The organism is Marivita sp. (assembly GCF_022763305.1).
Classification (GTDB): Bacteria; Pseudomonadota; Alphaproteobacteria; order Rhodobacterales; family Rhodobacteraceae; genus Marivita.
Window position 1 is genome coordinate 1 of record NZ_JALEGT010000043.1, and the last position, 21491, is coordinate 21491.

General features: G+C 61.3%; 19 protein-coding genes. 9 read left to right on the forward strand and 10 right to left on the reverse strand.

Features of this window, described 5'->3' with window-relative positions:
- Positions 1–72: 72 nt before the first annotated feature.
- The 3 genes from MRY75_RS08300 to MRY75_RS08310 form a co-directional block, all read right to left on the reverse strand.
- Positions 73–780 carry a mannosyl-3-phosphoglycerate phosphatase gene (locus tag MRY75_RS08300; RefSeq protein ID WP_292306862.1) on the reverse strand — a complete coding sequence of 236 codons (708 nt, stop codon included), beginning with the start codon at positions 778–780 and terminating at the stop codon, positions 73–75.
- Positions 781–916: 136 nt separating this feature from the next.
- Positions 917–2431: a CRTAC1 family protein gene (locus MRY75_RS08305; RefSeq protein WP_292306864.1), complete on the reverse strand. Its 1515-nt coding sequence runs from the start codon at positions 2429–2431 to the stop codon at positions 917–919.
- Positions 2421–3635 (reverse strand): ROK family transcriptional regulator, encoded by a 1215-nt coding sequence (locus MRY75_RS08310; protein ID WP_292306866.1) that lies wholly within the window; start codon positions 3633–3635, stop codon positions 2421–2423. The genes MRY75_RS08305 and MRY75_RS08310 overlap by 11 nt, the downstream gene beginning before the upstream one ends.
- 165 nt (positions 3636–3800) lie before the next feature.
- On the opposite strand from MRY75_RS08310, the gene xylF reads away from it, so the two are divergent.
- From xylF to MRY75_RS08350, 8 genes are all read left to right on the forward strand, one after another.
- Positions 3801–4814, forward strand: coding sequence for a D-xylose ABC transporter substrate-binding protein (xylF, locus tag MRY75_RS08315; RefSeq protein WP_292306868.1), 1014 nt, complete (start codon positions 3801–3803; stop codon positions 4812–4814).
- A gap of 74 nt (positions 4815–4888) precedes the next feature.
- A complete protein-coding gene (locus MRY75_RS08320) occupies positions 4889–6181 on the forward strand; it encodes a sugar ABC transporter permease (protein WP_292306870.1) in 1293 nt (430 codons plus the stop codon).
- A complete protein-coding gene (locus tag MRY75_RS08325) occupies positions 6181–6936 on the forward strand; it encodes an ATP-binding cassette domain-containing protein (protein WP_292306872.1) in 756 nt (251 codons plus the stop codon). Before MRY75_RS08320 ends, MRY75_RS08325 begins: the two co-directional genes overlap by 1 nt.
- Positions 6937–6992: 56 nt before the next feature.
- Positions 6993–8297 carry a xylose isomerase gene (gene xylA, locus MRY75_RS08330; RefSeq protein ID WP_292306873.1) on the forward strand — a complete coding sequence of 435 codons (1305 nt, stop codon included), beginning with the start codon at positions 6993–6995 and terminating at the stop codon, positions 8295–8297.
- 20 nt (positions 8298–8317) lie between these two features.
- The gene (xylB, locus tag MRY75_RS08335; protein WP_292306875.1) at positions 8318–9769 is read left to right on the forward strand and encodes a xylulokinase; all 1452 of its coding nucleotides are present in this window, start codon (positions 8318–8320) and stop codon (positions 9767–9769) included.
- A 15-nt stretch (positions 9770–9784) separates the two neighbouring features.
- The gene (locus MRY75_RS08340) at positions 9785–10684 is read left to right on the forward strand and encodes an aldose epimerase family protein (protein WP_292306877.1); all 900 of its coding nucleotides are present in this window, start codon (positions 9785–9787) and stop codon (positions 10682–10684) included.
- Positions 10684–11979, forward strand: a complete 1296-nt coding sequence (locus MRY75_RS08345; RefSeq protein ID WP_292306879.1) for a cytochrome c peroxidase — start codon at positions 10684–10686, stop codon at positions 11977–11979. The genes MRY75_RS08340 and MRY75_RS08345 overlap by 1 nt, the downstream gene beginning before the upstream one ends.
- 257 nt (positions 11980–12236) lie before the next feature.
- A complete protein-coding gene (locus tag MRY75_RS08350) occupies positions 12237–12908 on the forward strand; it encodes an FkbM family methyltransferase (RefSeq protein WP_292306880.1) in 672 nt (223 codons plus the stop codon).
- A 1-nt stretch (position 12909) separates the two neighbouring features.
- Here MRY75_RS08350 and MRY75_RS08355 read toward each other — a convergent pair whose 3' ends face one another.
- The 7 genes from MRY75_RS08355 to MRY75_RS08385 form a co-directional block, all read right to left on the reverse strand.
- Positions 12910–13956, reverse strand: coding sequence for a glycosyltransferase family 4 protein (locus MRY75_RS08355; protein WP_292306882.1), 1047 nt, complete (start codon positions 13954–13956; stop codon positions 12910–12912).
- Complete coding sequence (locus tag MRY75_RS08360) at positions 13956–15536, reverse strand: ABC transporter permease (protein WP_292306884.1); 1581 nt, start codon at positions 15534–15536, stop codon at positions 13956–13958. The genes MRY75_RS08355 and MRY75_RS08360 overlap by 1 nt, the downstream gene beginning before the upstream one ends.
- On the reverse strand, positions 15533–16333 hold the full coding sequence (locus MRY75_RS08365) for an ABC transporter ATP-binding protein (protein ID WP_292306886.1): 801 nt from the start codon (positions 16331–16333) through the stop codon (positions 15533–15535). The genes MRY75_RS08360 and MRY75_RS08365 overlap by 4 nt, the downstream gene beginning before the upstream one ends.
- Positions 16323–17321: an ABC transporter substrate-binding protein gene (locus MRY75_RS08370; protein WP_292306888.1), complete on the reverse strand. Its 999-nt coding sequence runs from the start codon at positions 17319–17321 to the stop codon at positions 16323–16325. Before MRY75_RS08370 ends, MRY75_RS08365 begins: the two co-directional genes overlap by 11 nt.
- Positions 17322–17422: 101 nt before the next feature.
- Positions 17423–18364: a lysylphosphatidylglycerol synthase transmembrane domain-containing protein gene (locus tag MRY75_RS08375; protein WP_292306889.1), complete on the reverse strand. Its 942-nt coding sequence runs from the start codon at positions 18362–18364 to the stop codon at positions 17423–17425.
- Positions 18361–19944, reverse strand: a complete 1584-nt coding sequence (locus MRY75_RS08380; RefSeq protein WP_292306891.1) for a sulfatase-like hydrolase/transferase — start codon at positions 19942–19944, stop codon at positions 18361–18363. The genes MRY75_RS08375 and MRY75_RS08380 overlap by 4 nt, the downstream gene beginning before the upstream one ends.
- A 35-nt stretch (positions 19945–19979) precedes the next feature.
- Entirely contained in the window at positions 19980–20723 is a 744-nt protein-coding gene (locus tag MRY75_RS08385; protein WP_292306892.1) for a CDP-alcohol phosphatidyltransferase family protein, read from the reverse strand.
- 107 nt (positions 20724–20830) lie between these two features.
- On the opposite strand from MRY75_RS08385, the gene MRY75_RS08390 reads away from it, so the two are divergent.
- Positions 20831–21388 carry a cytochrome b gene (locus MRY75_RS08390; protein WP_292306894.1) on the forward strand — a complete coding sequence of 186 codons (558 nt, stop codon included), beginning with the start codon at positions 20831–20833 and terminating at the stop codon, positions 21386–21388.
- The last annotated feature ends 103 nt before the right edge of the window (positions 21389–21491 follow it).

The following is a 21491-nucleotide window of genomic DNA, read 5'->3' on the forward strand; positions in this document are numbered from 1 at the left end:
AGCCTGGAACAACCTGATCACCCTCCCGGATGTCATCACGTCAATCGGGACCAGAGATTGGGCAAAAGTGGATCAATGACCGCCGCCCTTGGTATCACCTGCAAGCGGGGGCAGGGCTGGTTTGTGCGGGTTGGCGATGATCACGCCGTGATCGGCTGTTTCAAGCATGTCTAGGTCATTGGGTGCATCCCCGAGCGCCAGCGTGACCCGCGCTTCGAGTGACCGGCTGATCTGATCCATCGCATCCGCTTTGGTTCTGCCGAAAGACAGCGTCAGAAAACGTCCGCCGCGCTGGGCGGTGATCCCGTGTTCGGCCAGATGGTCTTTGAACCGGTGCAGCGTTGGATCGTCACCCGACCAGAGGCCGGGCTCGGAATAGCTACGGTTTTTCGCGCGCTTGGCGTCAGCCTCGGGCAATCCCGTGAGTGAGGCGACGGTTTCAGTGGCCATGTCGCCAAACCCGCGAAAGGGCTGTCGCAGCTCCTTGGGAAGCCTATTCAGGGCCGCGCGAAGGCCGGCATAGGTTTCTGAACCCTCATCGTCGCCCAGACCGATCACACCTGCTCCGTTCTCCACAATGGCTGGTGCACCACTCAGGCCCATCCGGTCCTGAATGGCACGGATTTCCGATGCGGTCTTGCTGCTGGCAAGGATGACCGGAACGTCAAGCTTGGCAAGCCGGTCAAGGGCCGGTTGTGCCGCATCCCATCGGTAGGTGTCGTGGTCCAACAGCGTGCCGTCGAGATCGGTAAAGACAACAAGCGTCGAAGGATTCCTCATGTACAAAGCTTCGGCCGAAGCGACCACAGGGACAAGTGCAAATGACCCGTCGCGGGCAATCGCCAACTTGCTGCCTAAAAAACAGGCATTTGTGCCTGGCGGGCTTGAGGTGAAAGAGAGCGTGCGCTTCGTGGGCCTATTGCGCGACGCCAAATACCTTGTTTGTGGGCACGTCTTGCCACGGGGTCGTATCGCCATCGGGCCAGATCACCCGCAGTTCCGCCTCCGCCGCAGATCCCAGACCAAAGTGCTGTAGACCAGCGTGGCCGCCGGCATGGCCGCCGCCCACCGTGATTTCACGCGTCTGAACGCGGTCAGCTGTCCTGAGTTCGATCACCGCGCCAACGGCACCGGTGTTGACGCCGGAACCTGAAACCTCGACGAGAAGCCAGTTCCCCCCTTCAGTGACGTTTTCCCAAACTTCAAGCGTCGCCCGCCGGTTGACAACGGCAAGATCAAGACGACCGTCATTGTCGAAATCCGCCAGCGCCGCACCGCGTGATCGGGCCATCGAGGCCACACTGGCCTCCACGGACATTTCCACGAACCGCCCGTCCTCGGTCTGGATCAGAAGCGAGTTCGGGTCGTCCATCGCGGCGTCGGGCATCTGTTCCACATTGCCCTTTGCCACAAAGATGTCGTCGCGCCCGTCGTTGTTCACATCGCCGAACGCCGCATGCCAGCCGGTTGATGGCCGTCCGTCGCCACCCACATGCGGCCGGTGCGCCGTTGTGCCCCGCTCGTAGGTTGCATCTCGCCATGTTGGCCCACCGGTGCCCGGATCGAAGACCTGGAACTTCTGATCGCCCATCGATGTGAGATAGACTTCGGGGAACCCGTCGCCGGTCAGATCCCGAGAGGCAATGCCCATCCCCCAGAGCGCATAGGTCCGCCATCCCTCGTCTTCCGTGTAAAGGCGCGGAGTATCGTCCATCTTCCACATCTGTTCCTGCCCACCGCGCACATAGTAGTGCCGGTCGTTCGACACGCGCAGATCGGCGACACCCGATCGGTTCCAGTCGGTAAATAGCATCGACAGGGCGCAAAACCCGGGTTCGAGTGCCTGTGGCGGACCGTAGCGATCTCCATCTGGTCTGTAGAGCAGAGTTGCGTCGCACGCTCGGAACGGGCCATCGGGATTCGTGCGATCCACATAGGTGCCGAAAGCCAGCGTCGGCAAGCTGGCCCCGGACTCCCACGTGGCGGAAAAGGCCGTGGTCCAACGGTCGGATGACGTGAAGCCCAGTGCGCCCTCGAAGGGCGCGAAGTCACACCCGCCCAATCCGCGCAACAACCGGTCTTCGCCCACCCGCAGTACCGCAAGATCCAGAAGACCGTCGCCGTCGATGTCGAGCGGATAGGCGCCGGTCACACCTGTAATTGCAAGAACGTCCGGCGTGTCCTTGGCAAAGACGACCCTGTCATTCGAACGGTTGCGGAAAAGAGTGGCCGGGTTCGATCCGCCCGCGGCGTAAAGCTCGGGCCGGGAATCGCCGTCACAGTCGAACGCAGCGACGCCGCCGCCGACGAAGTGTTCCCATCCCCCATCGTAGACATGAGGTGCAATATCCACCCCCTGAAAGCGGGGTTGTACAGGATCCGCACAGGCAAGACCCGGAAAGACCAAAAGGACCAGACATTTAGGCAGCATCGACGACTCCCTGCGCGCGTATTTTCAGGATCGACACCATCTCGATCCCGTGCGCGGCCGCCCCCTTGGCCCACATGGACTCGTCAAGATTGCGCACGGTGATTTCTGGCAGCGGCGCATCGACCTGGACCGTGTTGCGCCTTAATGCTTCCAGCATGATTTCGGGATAGGGCGGGCCGAATGGGGGGCGCGACCGGGCCAGAACGATGTGTTCCGGATCGAACAGGTTGACCAGATTAGCCAGTGCGACGCCAAGAAACTGGGACGCCCGTTCCAGCACGTCCTGGCAAAGAGTGTCCCCGGTGCGCGCCGCCTCAAGGATCTCGGGAATGGACGTGGGCCCATGCCCCTGTCGCCCTGTCGCTGCATCCCGCACCATCGCATAATCGCCGACATAGGCCTCAAGGCATCCTCGCTGTCCGCATTGGCAGACGGCGCCTTCGATCTGCACCTTCGTGTGGCCGAATTCCGCGCCGCACCCGCGTTCGCCTCGGTAGAGTTCGCCGTCCAGAACGATCCCCATGCCAACGCCATGCTCAACCGTCACGACAAGGAAGTTGCGCAGGCCGCGCCCCGCACCGAACAGGTGTTCCGCCTTGGCGACAAGGTTTGCGTCATTGTCGAGAAAGGTGGGGCAGGGCAGGTTCCGCCGGAAGAGCGGAGCGAAATCGACATTCCGTTCCGTGACCGACGAGGACCAATGCATGAACCCGGTTGACCCGTTCAGAAAGCCGGGCAAACCCAGAGTGAGACCGGCAATGGACGTCATCGGCAGGTTGCAGCTTTGGCAGGCGGCCTCCAGTGCCTTGCGCACTTCCCCGACGAGCACCTCTGCGGGCATCTGCGACTCGGCCAGCGGAGAGGTATAGGTGCCGATTTCCTCGCCTTGCGAGTCCACGATCATCACGAGGATCGCCTGCCGCGCGATCTTCATCCCCGCGACGTGAAATGCACCGCCGTTGATCCGCAGCATGATCCTTGGTCGACCGCGCTGGACGGTGTCGGATGGTGCGCGCTCGACCTCGCAGATCAAACCGGACTCCAGCAAGGCACCGCAAGCTGCCGTCACCGTTGCCGGGCTGCTGTCCAGGGCACGCGCGATGTCGGTTCTCGAGATTTCACCGGCATCGCGGATGCATTGCAGCACCCTGAATTGCGTCGCGCCGCGCGCGTCCAGCCCTCCAATCCCGATCCAATCCGTCATCGTGAATCATCCGTCCTCCCGGTCTGGAGGAAAGCGTAGCATTTTTTTACCGAGTGAAGAAAATTTAATTTGCTCACTGAAATAAGTGTGCAAGATGGAGGGGTCAGTGCCGATTCGAGGAGGTTTCGTCGGCTGCTCGGACATAGAACATTCAGGGAGGACTCAATGAAACTCTTCGCAACAACTGCGATTGCCATGGTGATGGCCACCGGTGCATTCGCTCAGACGGTCGGCGTCAGCTGGTCCAATTTCCAGGAAGAACGCTGGAAGACCGACGAGGCCGCCATTGTGGCTGCCCTCGAGGCCGCCGGCGCGGAATACATTTCGGCGGACGCGCAATCGTCGTCGTCCAAGCAGCTCTCCGACGTGGAGTCGCTGATGGCGCAGGGCGTCGATGCGCTGATCATTCTGGCGCAGGACACTCAGGCAATCATTCCCGCGGTCGACGCGGCCGCCAACGAAGGCATCCCGGTCATCGCCTATGACCGCCTCATCGAAGACCCCCGCGCCTTCTATCTGACCTTCGACAATATCGAAGTGGGCCGGATGCAGGCGCGTGCTGTTCTCGCGGCCCAGCCGTCCGGCAACTACGTGATGATCAAGGGCTCGCCCACCGACCCGAACGCCGACTTCCTGCGCGGTGGTCAGCAGGAAGTCCTGCAGGCCGCAATTGACGCCGGCAACATCACCATCGTCGGAGAAGCCTACACCGATGGCTGGTTGCCCGCTAACGCACAGCGCAACATGGAGCAGATCCTGACCGCGCAGGACAACAATGTCGATGCCGTGGTCGCGTCCAACGACGGGACGGCCGGTGGTGTTGTCGCCGCTCTGACCGCTCAGGGCATGGAGGGCATTCCGGTGTCCGGCCAGGACGGTGACCATGCTGCATTGAACCGCATCGCACGCGGTACGCAGACTGTATCGGTCTGGAAAGATGCTCGCGAACTGGGCAAGCGTGCGGGTGAAATCGCCGTCCAGCTGGCCGGCGGTGCATCCATGTCGGACGTCGAGGGCGCAAGCGAATGGACTTCGCCCGCAGGAACAACGCTGACCGCGCAGTTCCTCGAGCCGGTTCCCGTCACCGCGGACAACCTCACCGTGGTTGTTGACGCGGGCTGGATCGAACAGGACGCGCTGTGCCAGGGCGTCACTGACGGTCCGGCGCCCTGTAACTGACGGTCATATCCAAGCTGCGGCCTCTGCCTGACCCGGTGGAGGCCGCCTCATTCCTTCAAGCTTCCGAGGTCATCATGGCAGAGGCACCCGCCTCCGGCGCGTCGACCGGTCGAAAGAACATTCTCAAGACGCTTGAATTCGACACCCGCCTTCTGGGGATGGTCGGTGCATTCGTGATTGTCTGTCTGGTGTTCAACATTCTGACCGAAGGGCGTTTTCTCACTCCGCGCAACGTCTTCAACCTGACCATCCAAACCGTCAGTGTCGCGATCATGGCAACGGGCATGGTCTTTGTCATCGTGACCCGGCACATCGACCTGAGCGTTGGCGCGCTTCTCGCCACATGTTCGGCGATGATGGCCATCACGCAGACGCAATTCTTGCCCAGCCTTGGCATCGACTACGGAACGCCACTCGTGGCTCCGGTGGCAATAGTTGTGGGCCTGTTGACCGGTGCGATCATTGGCGCGTTTCATGGATGGCTGATCGGCTATCTTGCCATTCCGGCCTTCATCGTCACGCTGGGCGGCCTTCTCGTCTGGCGCAACGTTGCATGGTATCTGACAAGCGGCCAGACCATTGGCCCGCTGGATGACCGCTTCCAGATGCTGGGTGGGATCGGCGGCACCATGGGTGAAACCGCAAGCTGGGTGTTCGGTCTGATCTGTGTCGTCGCGGCCTGCGTTGCCATCTGGCTCGCTCGCCGATCGCGCATCGCGCACGAGTTTCCGGTCAAGCCGATGTGGGCCGAATTCGTGCTGATGGGTATCGCCGCCATCCTGATCCTCGGTTTCATCGCAACGCTCAACGCGTACGAGGTGCCCACGCGCGTACTCGAACGCAGCTTCGAGGATCGTGGGATGGTCATGCCCGAGGGGTATTCTGAAGGCTACGGCATCCCGTATTCAGTCCTGCTTCTGATTGCGGTTGCGGTGGTGATGACCCTTGTTGCCCGGCGCACCCGTCTGGGACGCTACATCTTTGCCGCAGGTGGCAATCCGGATGCGGCGGAACTCTCCGGCATCAACACCCGGCTTCTGACGGTCAAGGTCTTTGCCATCATGGGCGTGCTGTGTGCCCTGGCCGGTTTGGTGGCATCTGCCCGCCTGTCCTTCCATTCGAACGATATCGGTACGCTGGACGAACTGCGTGTGATCGCAGCCGCCGTTATCGGGGGCACCGCGCTCGCCGGTGGCATCGGGACGATCTATGGCGCGATCCTTGGCGCGTTGATCATGCAGTCCCTGCAATCAGGGATGGCCATGGTCGGAGTGGATGCGCCCTTCCAGAACATCGTGGTGGGTGGCGTGCTGGTGTTCGCCGTGCTCATCGACATCATCTATCGCAGAAGAACGGGGGACACGTGATGGTCGATCGAAGCGGAACCCCCCTTGTCGAAATGCGCGACGTCTCTGTGTCGTTCGGCGGGATCAAGGCAGTCGACCATGTGACGGTCGATCTTTATCCCGGCGAAGTCGTGGGGCTTCTCGGCCACAACGGCGCGGGCAAATCGACACTGATCAAATGCCTTTCGGGCGCCTACAAAATGGATGCGGGTGAGATCCTGATCGACGGTCAGAAAGTCGACATCCAGAACCCGCGTGATGCCCGCAAGCACAACATAGAAACGATCTACCAGACCCTTGCTCTGGCCGACAATCTCGATGCGGCGTCGAACCTCTTCCTGGGCCGCGAGCTTGTCACGCCGATGGGCTTTGTCGACGACGCTCGGATGGAGGCGGAAACCCGCAAGATCATGGGGCGCCTGAACTCCAACTTCAAAAAGTTCAGGGACCCTGTGAAGGCGCTCTCCGGTGGTCAGCGCCAGTCCGTTGCCATTGCCCGGGCCGTATATTTCAACGCCCGCATCCTGATCATGGACGAACCGACCGCAGCACTGGGTCCGCAGGAAACACAGATGGTGGCCGAGCTCATCAACCAGCTTAAAGCGCAGGGCATCGGTATTTTCCTGATCGAGCATGATGTGCATTCGGTGATGGATCTGTGCGACCGGGCTTCGGTGATGAAGAACGGGCAACTCGTCGGCACGGTGAACGTGAACGAGGTCACGGATGAGGACATCCTCGGGATGATCATCCTCGGCAAGAAATCGGGAGACTAGGGCTGAGGCCCGGTCTTCACAGACACACAACAAGACCAAGCCAAAGAGAGGCAGATATGACGGACTTTTTCGCCGGCATTCCGAAACTGCGATACGAAGGTCCGGACAGCACCAATCCGCTGGCGTTCCGGCACTATGACCCGGACGAGATCGTGATGGGCAAGCGGATGGAAGACCATCTGCGGTTTGCCGTCGCCTATTGGCATTCCTTTGCATGGGAAGGCGGCGATCCCTTCGGCGGGCAAACGTTCATTCGTCCGTGGCATCCGCAGGACGACATGGGTCGAGCGAAGATGAAAGCTGATGTCGCCTTCGAGATGTTCGATCTCCTGAACGTGCCGTTCTTCTGCTGGCATGATGCGGACATCCGGCCCGAACAGGGCAACTTTGCGGACAATCTGTCCACTCTCGAAGAGATCACCGATTACATCGGCGAAAAGATGGAAGGGGCACGCACGAGGCTGCTCTGGGGCACCGCCAACATGTTCAGCCATCGCCGCTGGATGGCGGGCGCATCGACAAATCCTGATCCGGACGTGTTTGCCTTTGCCGCCGCAACGGTCAAAAGCTGCATGGATGCGACCCACAAGCTTGGTGGTGCAAACTACGTGTTGTGGGGCGGGCGCGAGGGATACGAAACCCTGCTCAACACCGATCTCGGTCAGGAACTGGATCACATGGGCCGCTTCCTGAACATGGTTGTGGACTACAAGCACAAGATCGGATTCGAGGGCACGATCCTTGTCGAACCGAAACCGCAGGAGCCCAGCAAGCATCAATACGATTTCGATGTCGCCAGCTGCATTGGTTTCCTGCGCAAGTACGGGCTGGAAAAAGAGGTCAAGCTGAACATCGAGCAGGGTCATGCGATCCTAGCGGGACATTCCTTTGAGCACGAGCTCGCATTGGCCGCATCCGAAGGCATGCTTGGTTCTATCGACATGAACCGCAACGATTACCAGTCCGGCTGGGACACCGATCAATTCCCCAACAACACACCCGAAGTGGCGCTGGCCTACTACCACGTCCTGAAATCCGGCGGCTTCACCACCGGCGGCACCAATTTCGATGCAAAGCTGCGCCGTCAGTCGATTGACCCCGAAGACCTGATTGCGGCCCATGTCGGTGGCATGGACATCTGCGCGCGCGGGCTCAAGGCCGCCGCGGCGATGATCGAGGATGGGGGATTGGAAAAAGCGCTGGCGGATCGGTATGCGGGTTGGGCCACGCCCGAGGCGAAGGCGATGCTCGACAGCGATCTTGCCACGATCGCGCAGCGCGTGCTGGACGACGGCATCAATCCTGAGCCGCGTTCGGGTCGGCAGGAAATCCTCGAAAACTACGTCAACCGCTTCGTCTGACGATCAACGCAGGAGCCATCATGTATCTTGGACTGGACCTGGGAACCTCGGGCCTTCGCGCGATCCTCACCGACGAAACCGGGTCGGTTCAAGCCGAGGCCGAGGCGGCCTTCAGCGCCACGCACCCTCATCCCGGCTGGTCGGAACAGGACCCGGCGGACTGGATTGCCGCCTGCAAGGCAACGGTCGCGGAAATCCGCACCAAGGACCCCGCCGCTTTTGCCAGGCTCAAGGGCATCGGTCTTTCCGGTCACATGCATGGAGCAACGCTGATCGATGCCGCTGATACCGTTCTGCGCCCGTGCATCCTTTGGAACGACACCCGGTCAATAACGCAGGCAGCGGCGCTCGACGCGGCACCTGGACTGCGCGAGATCACCGGCAATATCGTCTTTCCCGGTTTCACCGCACCGAAGCTTCTGTGGGTCCGTGACACCGAACCAGACGTTTTCGAAAAGGTGGCCAAGGTCCTCTTGCCGAAAGACTATCTGCGCCTTTGGTTGACTGGCGAATATATCTCGGACCTGTCCGACAGCGCGGGTACCGCCTGGCTGGACGTCGGAAAGCGCGATTGGTCTGATACGGCCCTCGGCGAGGGCGCGATGCGACGTGACCAGATGCCGGACCTCGTTGAAGGAGCGCAGCCCGGTGGAATGCTGCGTGCGGACCTGATGTCCGACTGGGGACTGTCTGAGCCCGTGGTCGTGGCAGGCGGCGCTGGAGACAACGCGGCAGCGGCCTGCGGCATCGGGGCTTTGGGCGAAGGGACTGGCTTTGTTTCGCTCGGAACCTCGGGAGTCCTGATGACGGGCCGGGACCGCTACGCCCCCGATCCCGGTTCTGCCGTGCACAGTTTCTGTCATGCGGTGCCGGACCGGTGGTACCAGATGGGGGTGATCCTTGCCGCGACCGACAGCTTGAATTGGCTGGCGCGCAACCTGCGCGAAGAACCTGCAGACCTATCGTCTGCGCTGCCGGAAAAAGCGACTGGACCCTCACGCCTGACCTTCCTGCCTTATCTTTCGGGCGAAAGAACCCCGCACAATGACAGTGCGATCCGGGGGGCTTTCATCGGCCTCGATGTGGCGATGGACCGCGCTGATCTCACGCAAGCCGTGATGGAGGGTGTGGGTTTTGCGCTCAGGGACAGCCTCAAGGCACTTGCCGGAACGGGTGCACGCTTCGATACGCTTTTTGCCGTCGGTGGCGGCGCGCGATCGCGTTTCTGGCTCACGACGCTTGCCAACACGTTGAACCTGCCGTTGTCCCTGCCTGCCGGAAGCGAACTTGGGGCGGCCATGGGTGCGGCGCGTCTTGCCATCTGTGCGCATACCGGCGCCACGCCGGAAGAGGTCATGACCCAACCCAAGGCGGCCACGATCATCGAACCGAACGACACTCTCGTCGAAGCGTACGACGCCGCCTATGATCGCTATTCGGCGCTTTATCCCGCGCTGAAGAATGCTGGGTGATCCGTGGAGAGGGTCGTGCTCGAAAATGAAGACATGCGTGTGGCGCTTCTGTCTCATGGCGCGATCACGCAAGGCTGGTGGCTGGGAAACACGCCCCTGATCCTTGGCTACGAGGACCCGACTGCATACCTGTCTGATCCCTACTTCATGGGGGCCATGGTCGGACGTCTGGCGAACCGGGTCTCGGGCGCGTGCTTCGATCTGGACGGGCGGCATTATTGTCTGGAGGCAAATGAAGGTCCGAACCAGTTGCATGGCGGTCCCGACGGGCTGTGGAGTCGCTCCTGGAGCATCAATGCCATTAGTCCGTCCGAAGCGCTGCTGACCTTCCATTCGCCGGATGGCGACGGCGGCTACCCGGCTGCGGTCGACCTGCGGATGACCGTGACACTCGGGCGCGACAGCCTGACCTACCAGATAGAGGCACGACCCGATCGCCCAACGCCTCTGAGCCTTGCTCAGCACAATTACTATTGCCTCGGTGAGGGCGGCCTGTCCTTGCATGTGAATGCCGCAGGTTGTCTTGAACTTGATGTGGCCCAGGTCCCGACGGGAAACGTTCTTCCCCTGTCCTGCACAACGCACGATTTGCGCACAGGCACCGCGCTGGGGAAGGACGGGCCGGACATCGATCACTTCTATCTCTTCGATGCAGATCGCGATCCGACCGAACCCAAAGCCACGTTGCGCGCAAAGTCAGGTCTCACACTCGCTTTTTTCTCCGACCAGCCGGGCGCGCAGGTCTATACCGCGCATGGTCTGGGGCACCCGTTCGCACCGCGCGCTGGGCTGTGTTTCGAGCCGTCAGGCTATCCCGATGCCGTCAACTGCGCCGCTTTCCCGTCGGTGATCGCCACGCCGGACGCGCCGTATCGCCAGACGCTGCGCCTCGTGGTGTCCGGGAGGGCCGATTGATGCGCTGCTTGATCCCCTCTGTTGCAGCGGCGATGGTCGCAACGGCCGCATTCTCGCAAGACCTTGGTCCGCGCCCCATCTTCCCCGAGGTCGATCCCGCGCGTGCTCAACTCGGGCAGCTTCTGTTCTACGACCCGATCCTGTCAGGCAACCGTCGTGTCAGTTGTGCCACCTGTCATCATCCTGATTTCGGGACCTCTGATGGCGTGTCCCTCGCCATCGGGGACGGCGGCATCGGGCTTGGTCCGAAACGGCGGATCGACCCCGACAACCCGCCGGAACAGCGGATCCCCCGCAATGCGCCGGGTCTGTGGAACCTTGGCGCGACCGAGTACACACGCTTCTTCCATGACGGACGGCTCGAACTGGACCCGTCCCAGCCGAACGGCATCAGGACACCGCTTGGCGCGGACATGACAGTCGGGTTCGACTCTCCTCTTGCGGCGCAGGCGATGTTCCCGGTCTTGTCAGGCGATGAAATGGCCGGGCATTATTCCGAGAACGAAATCAGTCGATTGGTACGCCAGGGCCTGCTCGCGCAACCGGGCGGTGCCTGGGACGAGATCGCTGCACGCGTTTCCGCCATTCCGGCCTACCGCGCATTGTTCGAGGCTGCGATGCCCGGAGAGCCGATCACCTTTGCCAATATTGCAAATGTCATTGCGGGCTTCATCGCTTTCGAATGGCGGGCCGACGACGCTCCGTTCGACCGCGCCATGGCGGGTGGACCGCCACTTTCGCCCATGGCGCAGGCTGGGCAGGAGTTGTTTTACGGGGCAGCAGGATGTGCCAACTGCCACTCCGGCTGGCTTCAGACCGACCATGATTTTCACGCGATTGCCGTTCCTCAGTTCGGCCCAGGCAAGGCTGCGCGCTTTGAAAGCCATGCCCGCGACGAAGGCCGAATTCGGGTCACGGGCAAAGCCGAGGATGCCTACGCCTTTCGAACACCCTCCTTGCGCAACGTGACCCTGACCGCGCCTTACGGACATAACGGGGCCTTTCCGACGCAGGAGTCTGCCATCCGGCACCACCTTGATCCCGAAACGTCGTTGCGGTCCTATGATCTGGGGCAGGCGATCCTGCCCGACCTGCCCGGCAGCCAGGATGACGTCGTTCTGTCTTCTGCGGAGGACATCAACGCGATTGCGGCGGCGAACGAGTTGCCAGCCAAGGTGTTGACGGATGAGGAGATTGCAAAACTCGAGGCCTTTCTGAAGGCGCTCGAGGATCCCGCCGAACGGCTGGGCGTTCCGACATCGGTGCCCAGCGGCTTGCCCGTTACCGGCTTGTGACTGTTCCGAAATGCGCGCCGGCATTGTGAGATTGCGCATTTGCTTGGTTCACCCCAGATGCCCGCAAAATACGACAATGGAGCGCAGCAAACGGTGATACGTCCGGAAAGACCAGTGGTGCGTGGCCCAAAGCTCTGCAACGATGAGGTGTGTTGTGTGGGGGCGGGCAAGTGACGCAAAACCATAGACCCAAACCAAGGTCAGGGGTTGGGCGATCTTTGGACCTCTATTATCGCGATGACGCGCGGACAGCGCGTATGGATGCCTTGAACCGACACTTCGTGGTGCCGAACGGCCTTGTTTTCGACATCGGGGCACATGTCGGAGACCGAACAGCAAGCTTCTTGCGCTTGGGTGCGTCCGTCATTGCGATCGAGCCTCAGCCACGTGTTTTTCGTGCGCTGCGCTTGCTGCACGGACGCGCGCCCGGCGTGGTCTTGCTGCCTTGTGCGGTCGGGAAAGAGATCGGAGAGGTCACGCTGCACCTCAACGCACGCAATCCAACTGTGGCCACAGTCGCCCCTGACTTTATCGAGGCGGCAAGAGGTGCGCCAGGATGGACAGACGAGGTCTGGGAGTCCTGCGTCACGGTTCCGATGACGACGCTGGACGCATTGATCATCCGTTGTGGTGTCCCGGATTTTATCAAGATCGACGTGGAAGGGCATGAAGCCGAAGTTCTTGCCGGGTTAAGCACTGCCGTACCGGCCTTGTCTTTCGAATTCACGACCATCCAACGGCATGTTGCCAAGACCTGTGTCGAACGGCTCGGCGCCTTGGGTTCCTATCGGTTTAACCTGAGCCTCCGTGAAGACCACGCTTTGCAGCACAGCGACTGGTTGACGGCGGACGCACTCCACACGGAAATGGACGCCTTGCCGGATGCTGCAAATTCCGGTGATGTCTACGCCGTGCTGAGCCAAGAGTGATCTAGGGCAAAGCGTCCAAGACATCGCCAGCGACTTTGGCGGTGTCCGACCAGGTGGGCAGCAGGTGGCCTGCAGTTCTGGCCGCGATTGCCATTTGAGACCGGAGGGCTGGATCGACGAGAAGCGTTTGCAGAGCATCTGCAAAGGCGTGTGCATCCTCGGGAGGCACAAGGACTCCGGCATCACTCGGGACCGTGTCAGGCACCGCTCCGGTGGCGCAACTGACGATGGGCAACCCGGCGGCGAGCGCTTCGTCGAAGACGAGGCCATAGCCTTCGTAGCGGGTGGCAAGGGCAAAGATGGACGCTTCGCTGAAGAGAACACCCAGTTCTTTGTCCGAAACGCGCCCCGCTATGGTGACACGGTCGGACAAGTCCAGATCGACCAAGAGCTGCCGAAGCTCTGCCGCGTGATCATCGTCATAGGCCGCGCCGGCAATCACGGCAGTCCACCCCTCTGGGTCGAGTAAGGCCAGGCTTTGAAGCAGGATGTCGTGACCTTTGCGGGGGTGTTGAATGCCGACTGACAGGATCATCGGAGGGTCCTTGGGCGCAGATGCATGGACGGGCCGATCCGTTCCCGGTCGTGCGACCGTCATGCGATGCGGGGCAACATCGAACTGATTTTGCAGGATCGTTGCCGTGTGCGGGCTGGGCACCAGAACGTGCGACACCCAAGCCAGGTTGTCGCGTTCGACGCGGTAAAGAAAGTCGCGCCGCGCTGGGCTCAATCCGCTTTCGAGGGCCAGGGGATGATGGACCATGGCCACGGTTGGAACCTTCAAATCTGCGAGCGCGCCGGTGTCGATGGTGGCGGACAAAAACCCATCGAGGATCACGGGACGGTTCGGATCGAGGCTTTTCAATTGGTCGATCAGGTCACCCATATCCTCTGGACTCGGATCGGGAAAGGAGGCGCCGATCTGGAGGAACTGCATATCGCGCCCCTGTTGGCGCAGACTTTCGAGAAGGCGGCGTTCGTAATGATACCCGCCCGTCGGTTGGGTGATATCTCCGGGTATGGCAAAAGCAGCGGGGCGCAGGGTCATCAGATTTGCTCGGGGGCGTAGATGGTCAGGACATGTTGTTCGACAAAGGCGACAAGCGCATAACCAAGAGCCGACAACACCGAGACGAGGACAACCGAACTCCACAACATGTCGTAGTCCGACAGTGAGGCCGACAAGGCCATCAGACTGCCAATACCACCGCCTGTGGCGAGCCATTCGGCAACCGTGATGGCCAGCACTGAGGCAGGCACAGCCATCCGCGCGGCCGCAAAGAAGGCGGGCAGCATGGCGGGTATTCGGACACGAAACAGACGGGTCAAGGGCCCGGCGGCAAAGCTGTCGAAGACATCGAATATCTGGCCAGGTGTCTGTCGCAACCCATGCAGGCAGGCGACAAGTGTTGGAAAAAAGACCATGATCGCAACCAATGTGATGGTGCCGATGGCTCCACGCCCCAGCAGAAGCACCACCAACGGTGCGGTCGTGACAATCGGCACAGATCGCAGCGCGATAGCCAACGGCATCGCCGTGTGGGACAGGGCGGGCACAAGCGTCAATAACATGGCAAGCCCGGCACCGGCTGCGAGACCGGCAAGGTAGCCCGGAATGAGAAACATCGCGGTTTCGCCGAGCGCTTTGCCCAAGGCCGCGCGGGTCTGCGCCGCGTCGGGATCGACGAAGAGAGCTTCGACGACGTCGATTGGACCCTTTGCAAAGAAGGCATTGAGATCGAACAGCCAAATTGCTCCGGCCCATGCCAGAAGGACCAACAGCACAACGAGACCCGTGTCGCGCCATGCCGCACTGGCCCCAACAGCCTGAGTGGGCATCGCGAGAATGACAGGGGGGTCTTCAAGAAGAATACGGCGCGCCAGTGCTCCGATCAGAAGATAGGCGAGGATCGCAACCGCCGTTGCAACTGTCGCCAGCGCCCAGGTCATTTCGACATCAAGGGCGCGCAGCGCGCGGATGGTCAGGACGCCCATGCCCCGTTCTGAACCGGTGAACTCTCCGACCATGGCTCCGAGAAAGGCTGCGGGGGCGGCAATCTGAAGACCTGTGAACAGGTAGGGAAGCGCTGCCATGGCACGCACATGAACAAGCGCTGAAAATCGCCCCCGCCCATAGCTGCGCACGAGATCGAACCAACTGTCCGGTGCCGCGCGCAGCCCGACCAGCAAGGGAATGAGCGTTGTGTAGTAAACCGCAAGTGCAGCAAGCACGATCTGAGGCCCGTTTCCGGGACCAAAGAAAACCCGTAGAATTGGTCCGGTGGCGACGAGCGGCAAGCAGAAGACGATCAGTGCAAGGCCTGTCACCACGCGTTCACTGCGCGGCCACGCCGAGGCCAAAGCCGCGAGCACCAAAGCCGCCAGATTGCCCAGCACAAATCCCGCTGTCGCGTTGCCCAGCGTCACCCAAAGAGCGCGCAGCATCAGTTGCCATTCGTTCGCAAGGTACAGCAGAATTTGGCTCGGCGCGGCGACTACGTAGCTGTCGGTCAGGACATGTCCGGCGGCCTCCCATCCCAGCAGAACGACGATGATGCCCAGCCAGGCATCCGGGCGTCGGATGCGAGGACGCAAAAGGCGCAGACCGCGCTCTGCCGTGAGTGTCATTGAGCCGCCAACGGCTTTTCCGCCTCAGACTTGCTGTCGGACAATGCGCTGAAGACCTGTTCGATCAGGTCTGCCGCAGTCCTGTCTCGTGCCATTTCTTGTGTCCGTGGTCGTGGCAGAACGATCGGGATATCGGTGACGATCCTTGCGGGGCGCGGCGACAGGACGATCACGCGGTCTGACAGCAGAACGGCTTCGCTGACCGAATGCGTGACAAGGATCGTTGTTGTGCCTTGCGCCTCCCAGATGCGGGGCAGATCCTGTGCAAGCTGCTGGCGCGTCAATTCATCGACCGCGCCGAAAGGCTCATCAAGCAGGAGGAGACCTGGCCGGGTTGCCAGCGCCCGGGCAATCGCGGCACGCTGGCGCATGCCACCGGACAGTTCTGCCGGACGTGCGTCTGCAAAGCCGTCGAGCCCCACAAGCTGGATCAGTTGATCAATCGAGTGGCTGTCCACAGGTTTTCGCGCGAGCTTCAGCGCCAAGGCAATATTGCCGTGTACGCTGCGCCATGGCAGCAGCGATGGGTCCTGAAACGCAACCGAGAGGCCAGCCCGTTTGCGTGTCTCTAGTGGTGCTGCACCGCCGATGGACACGCTTCCGCTGCTTGGCTCCTCCAGCCCTGCAATCATCCGCAAGAGAGTCGACTTGCCGCAGCCGGATGGTCCGACAAGCGCCGTTGTCTGCCCCGACTCGAATGTCAGGTCCAAGGCCTGAACCGCTTCCGTTCCGCCTTGAAAGGTCTTGCCAAGACCGGTGCAGACAATCTCGGGCGGTGGTGTGCGATCAGGCGGCATGGACCTCTTCTAGGATCGAACGGTCCCAAAGGTCAGGCGTGACCGTCCGACCGAGGAGCGCGAGAGTTTCGATATTCGCCGCAACTGTCTCGTCTGTCCACCACCCGAAGCCATTGGCATCCGTTAGGTCGGAAAACATCAGTGGCACCTGGCGCGCGGCCTGCAGCTTCTGCGTCTCGAGATCAAGCCCAGCATCCGGGTACATCTCGAGCGTCAAGGCCGCGGCCGCATCGGTATCGGCGCGATACGCCTCCCAGCCGCGCACTTCGCCGGACATCAATGCGACCAGTTCTGCACGGCGATTGGCCAGCGTGTCTTCGGTGGCGATATAGGTTTGTGAATGGACCGAGTAGCCGTGATCGGCCATCAACATGGTGAGGTTGTCCACTCCCTGCATCGTCATCGCAACAGGCAGATCCGTTTCCCAGCACAGCAGGCAATCGACCTCTCCTGCCAAAAGTGGCTGGGCGGAATATTGCGTCGGGACAATGTCGATCCCGTTAATGTCGACACCGTTCAGGCTGCACAGTGCCTGAAGCACCGGTGTGTTGGCCAACGCCATGCCGATGCGCTTGCCCACCAGATCGGCAGGTTCGTTGACTGGGTTCGCGGGCAACGAGGCAATGACGAAGGGATTCTTCTGCATCGCAACGCCCAGAATTTTGAAAGGCGCGCCTTCTGCAACGGCCGCGGCGGTGTAATCCGCCGCTGAAATCCCCACCAATGCCGTACCCGACACGACTGGCGGTTCGACCGGTGCATTCGGACCTCCGGGCAGCAGGGACACCTCGAGTCCGGCCTCGGTCCACCAACCGCGGTTCAGCGCGATATAGCTGCCCGCAAATTGGCTGGAGTGCAGCCAAGAGAGCTGCAAGCTCACCGTCGTTTGCGCCTGCACCAGAGTGGGTTTGAAGCCGAGCGCGCTGACGCCGGCGACTGCGGCACCGGCGGTCAGAAAATTCCGTCGTGATAGGGGCGTATGGGTCATAACATCCTCCTGAAAGTTAGCTTTAAGCTAAGCGGGGTCCCAGCCATGGCAAGTGTGCGGTGTCCGCCAATCATATCGCGTAACGCGTTCTTGGTCTGCGGCTACAATTTAATGCGCTCTGCATGTGGTTTGTGCCGGAGAAAAAACAGACCGGGCAGAACCGCCACGACGAATGACAGACCAAAGGCAACACTTGCAGCGAGCCCACCACTTGCCGAAGCTCCCGCAAGTGGCAGCAGCGCGGCGGCAGCCCCTTCGCGCAGGCCCCACCCGGAAACCGAGATCGGGATGAGCATCGTAAAGAGGATCAGGGGGACCAAAGCGGCCATGGCCGGTACGGAGAGATCAACCCCAACCGCGCGCGCGCATGCCGCAAAGGCCGTGATGTTGCAAAAGGTCGTTCCGACACTCAGCGCGAGATGTGCCGGAAGGAACCTGTCCGTAAACACGGTTTTCCCGAGCAATGTCAAAAGGATAACCGCTCCGCGTCCAATCGCGCCACCGAGGCGGCTGGCACCCCAGACCAATAGTGGAAGCATCAGTCCGGCCAAGAGACAGACTGTCACCGGCGCAGCCAGCCAGTTCGGCCAATCCAGACCTCCGGGCACAAGCTGTGTCGCACCGAACGCAACAGCAAGCGTGATGAACATCGCGATTTGGCCGATCAGGCGCTCAATCACGACAGCTTGTCCCGAAACAAGCAGGCCTGCTTGCTCCCGCTCGCGGTAGGCGCGGGCGGCATCGCCGACCATACCTCCGGGAAGCGACTGGTTCACGACCTGTGCAAGGTAGTATTCTCGGATAGCGTGTCCCACTCCGAATGAAATCCCGAGCGCCCGTGCCGTCACCTGCCAGCGCACCGCCGACAAGATCGTTTGGACGGTCAACAGACCAACGGCACAGGCAAGCCAAGGCCAGTCGGCTGTGGCAAGGCGGTGCACGGCCGATGGCCCATCTGCCGCCTTCCAGAGCAGGGTAAGCAATCCGCCGGCGACGATCAACTGGCCGACGGTCCAGAGATACGGCGGACCTCGGCGTTTCAACTGCCGTTACCTTCGACCGGAGATGAAAAGGTTTCGAGGATCAGATCGCGCATCGCGTTCATGGGGCGCGGAGCTGCACCAGCGTCAGGGATCAACCCGTCCGTCCAGCCCCATTCGGCGACCCGCTCCACAAGATGATCCGGTCCAATGACGTGCATGGGAACGTCGGGGCGCTCATCAAGGGCGACAAAGCTTGCGGCCTGATGATCCCCCAGGACGAAGATCAGTGGCGGGGCGTCGGCCTGACGCGCCGCGTAGTCGAAGACCACGTTCAAAGCGTAGTCGATGGCCTTCCGATACTGATCTCGGACACGGTCCTGATCGCGCCAGACGACATCCGGTGGATCACCCGCGGCGGCCATCGGATTGAAAATTTCGCCGTTTCCGATGGCGTCCCAGTCCACCAACTCGGGAACCGGAAGCCATGGCGCATGGGACGAGCCGAGCGCGATCTGAATGAAACGATGGCGGTCATCAGGGCCTGATCGCAGCGCCCGGTCCATTGCAGCGAAGGTGAACTGATCCGGCATGGTGACCCAGTTGAAGGGCAAGCCTTCGTATCCAAGGTCTTTCGCGGCGAGGACCGTTTCGAAGCCCATGAGGTCGGACTCGGGCCAGTCGAGGGTGATTTGTGGCATGACCGCAGCCGTGTGGAAACCGGATGCCTGGGCCATGTGGAACAGGGTCCGTCGCCCACTGGCCAGGACCGCTCCGTAGCTGGTCTGATCCGCGACCCACAAACCATTGGCGAAGGTCGCGTGGCTGAGCCAGCTTTGACCACCGCGCGTGGGAGCGGCAAGAATGCCCGATCGCATCGCTAGGCCAAGCGCCTCCAGACGCGCTTCCGCTGCATGCAAGGTTGCGCGATGGGTTGCTGCGTAGAGAGGGGTGTCGAGGCTGGCGCGTCCATAGCTTTCGACGAAGACGACCAGAACGTCGCGATCAATCTCGTTCAGCAAGCCCGTGCGGTCGGCAAACCGATCTTGCGCTGCCGCTTCGGCAAACTGGCGCAGGTTGGCAAGCGTGTCGCGGACCATGAGGGTCCGCTCCACAGCGACCCGTGCCGTGAACGCCGCACCGGGGACCGGAGTCGGCAGCGTCCAGCGGCCCATCGCCTGTCCGATCTCCGCGCTGGCGAGACCGCCGAACAGAATGGCCGTCACCAGAGCGACACGGTTTGGAACTCGGCCAACGCTTACCCGTGCCCAGACGCCCGTCGCCCACCAGAGCGCGATGGCGACACCGACCAGCACGACCAAAGCCGCGATGACCCCTGCAACCGTCAGGAAAGGCCCCACCGCCCCGTTCGCGAGCCGAAGCCCGGCCTCGATCAGCGGGAGGTCGGCAACGGGATTGAAGCCGCGGGTGAGGGCGGTGAACATTCCGAAATCTGCGGTCTTGAGCACGACGATCAGCAAAAGCACCGAAACCAATATGGCGCGTATCGCTTTCTCCAGCCTTCCGGGACGCAAGGCGACCAGCGCCAGAAGAATGACGGGAAGTTCAAGCGGAAACAGCAGCAAGGCATCCCATCCCAGTGCCGCCGGATGATTGGGCTGAACGAGAACGAGATGCAGCACCAGCCCTGCGAGTATCAAATGCCCAACACGTCTGATCACGAGCGCGACCGCCAGAGATGCAGGATGTCTACGGCAAAGGACCAGAGCAGTGCGATCGAAGCAACGGGGACGATCAGCGACGTTGCCAGCCCCGGAAAGCTGGGCGCCTGCAAGGCGATCAACGTCGCCAGTTGCACGACGCACACCACCTTGCGGCTGAAACGCTCAGGCAAGTCTCCGTGCAGCCAAGGCAGCGCAAGGGCAGCCAGTGCAAATGCGTAGCGCGGCAGACCCAGGAGAATGATCGCGACGCCCACGTTGGCGTTGAAGGCTGCATTCACCGCCAGAACCAACGCGAGGATCGAGTCCACTTCGACATCGAACCGGGCACCGAACCCGGAAACAAGTTTTTGTCGTCTTGCCAGCCAACCGTCGATCCCGTCCAGTGTCAGCGCCAGCGTTGCCACCGCAAAGAACGCCCACGACGGCGCACTGCCTGCGATCACGGGAGCCAGAAGCGCGGACACCATCATCAATCGGATGAGTGTCACGGTATTGCACAGACCCAGTCGCTGATGCGGGTAATCCCTTTTGAAATACCATCCTGCGAGACCGGCTGCCGCGACGTAGAACGTGACCGAGACCGTCACCGCGACAGCAGATGTGCCCGGCATGAGCAGCGCGCAGAGACCCACACCGACTGCGCCCAGTGCTGCAAGGCACAAAAACGCTGCAAGATGCCCGCGCACGGGCATTCTGTTGCGGTTATCGCGAATAAGAGGCGTGTGAGACACGGTCATTATTGAAAGATTGACCCGGGTTTGCGACTGTCAAGTCAAGGTGGTTGGGACGACGCTCTTATTGGTCAGAGACCGATGGCCGCCGAATAGCATATTGTGAGGTCTTCATGACCAATTTCGAAACTCAATACAGTCGGATCGCGCGCCTGATCCATTGGACGATGGCACTTCTGATCCTGGCCATGATCCCGGTCGGGGTTCTCATGACGCAGCCTGATCTGGATCGTTCCTTGCAGAACACGCTGTTCATTTTTCACAAGAACATCGGCATTCTGTTGCTGGTGTTGATCGTCCTGCGGATCGGTTATCGATTGACCCATCGACCTGCTCCGCTGCCGTCGGACCTTCCGGAGTGGCAGCATCGTGCGGCGGGCCTGTCGCATCTCGCGATCTATGCCCTTTTGCTCATCATGCCGGTTGCCGGTTACATCCGGGTCAAGGCAGGCGGTTTTCCCATCGAGTCTCTGGATTCTCTTGGCATGCCGTCGCTCGTGATGCGGTCTGATGCGCTGGCCGAGATCGCCAAGTCGATCCACTATCTTGGTGGCTTTGCCCTCGCCGGGCTTGTTGCGATGCATATCGGTGCTGCCTTGCATCATGGCGTCGTGCGCAAAGATGGCGTTTTTTCGCGCATGTGGCCGCCCTTCGGTGCGCGTACCGACTAATCCGGCTTGTCGCCGCGCGCCTGCGCCATAAGTCATTTGTGACAAGAAGCTTACCTCGCGCTTCTTTTCGTCTTGCCCAGAGCGCTTCGGGAAACGGGTCATC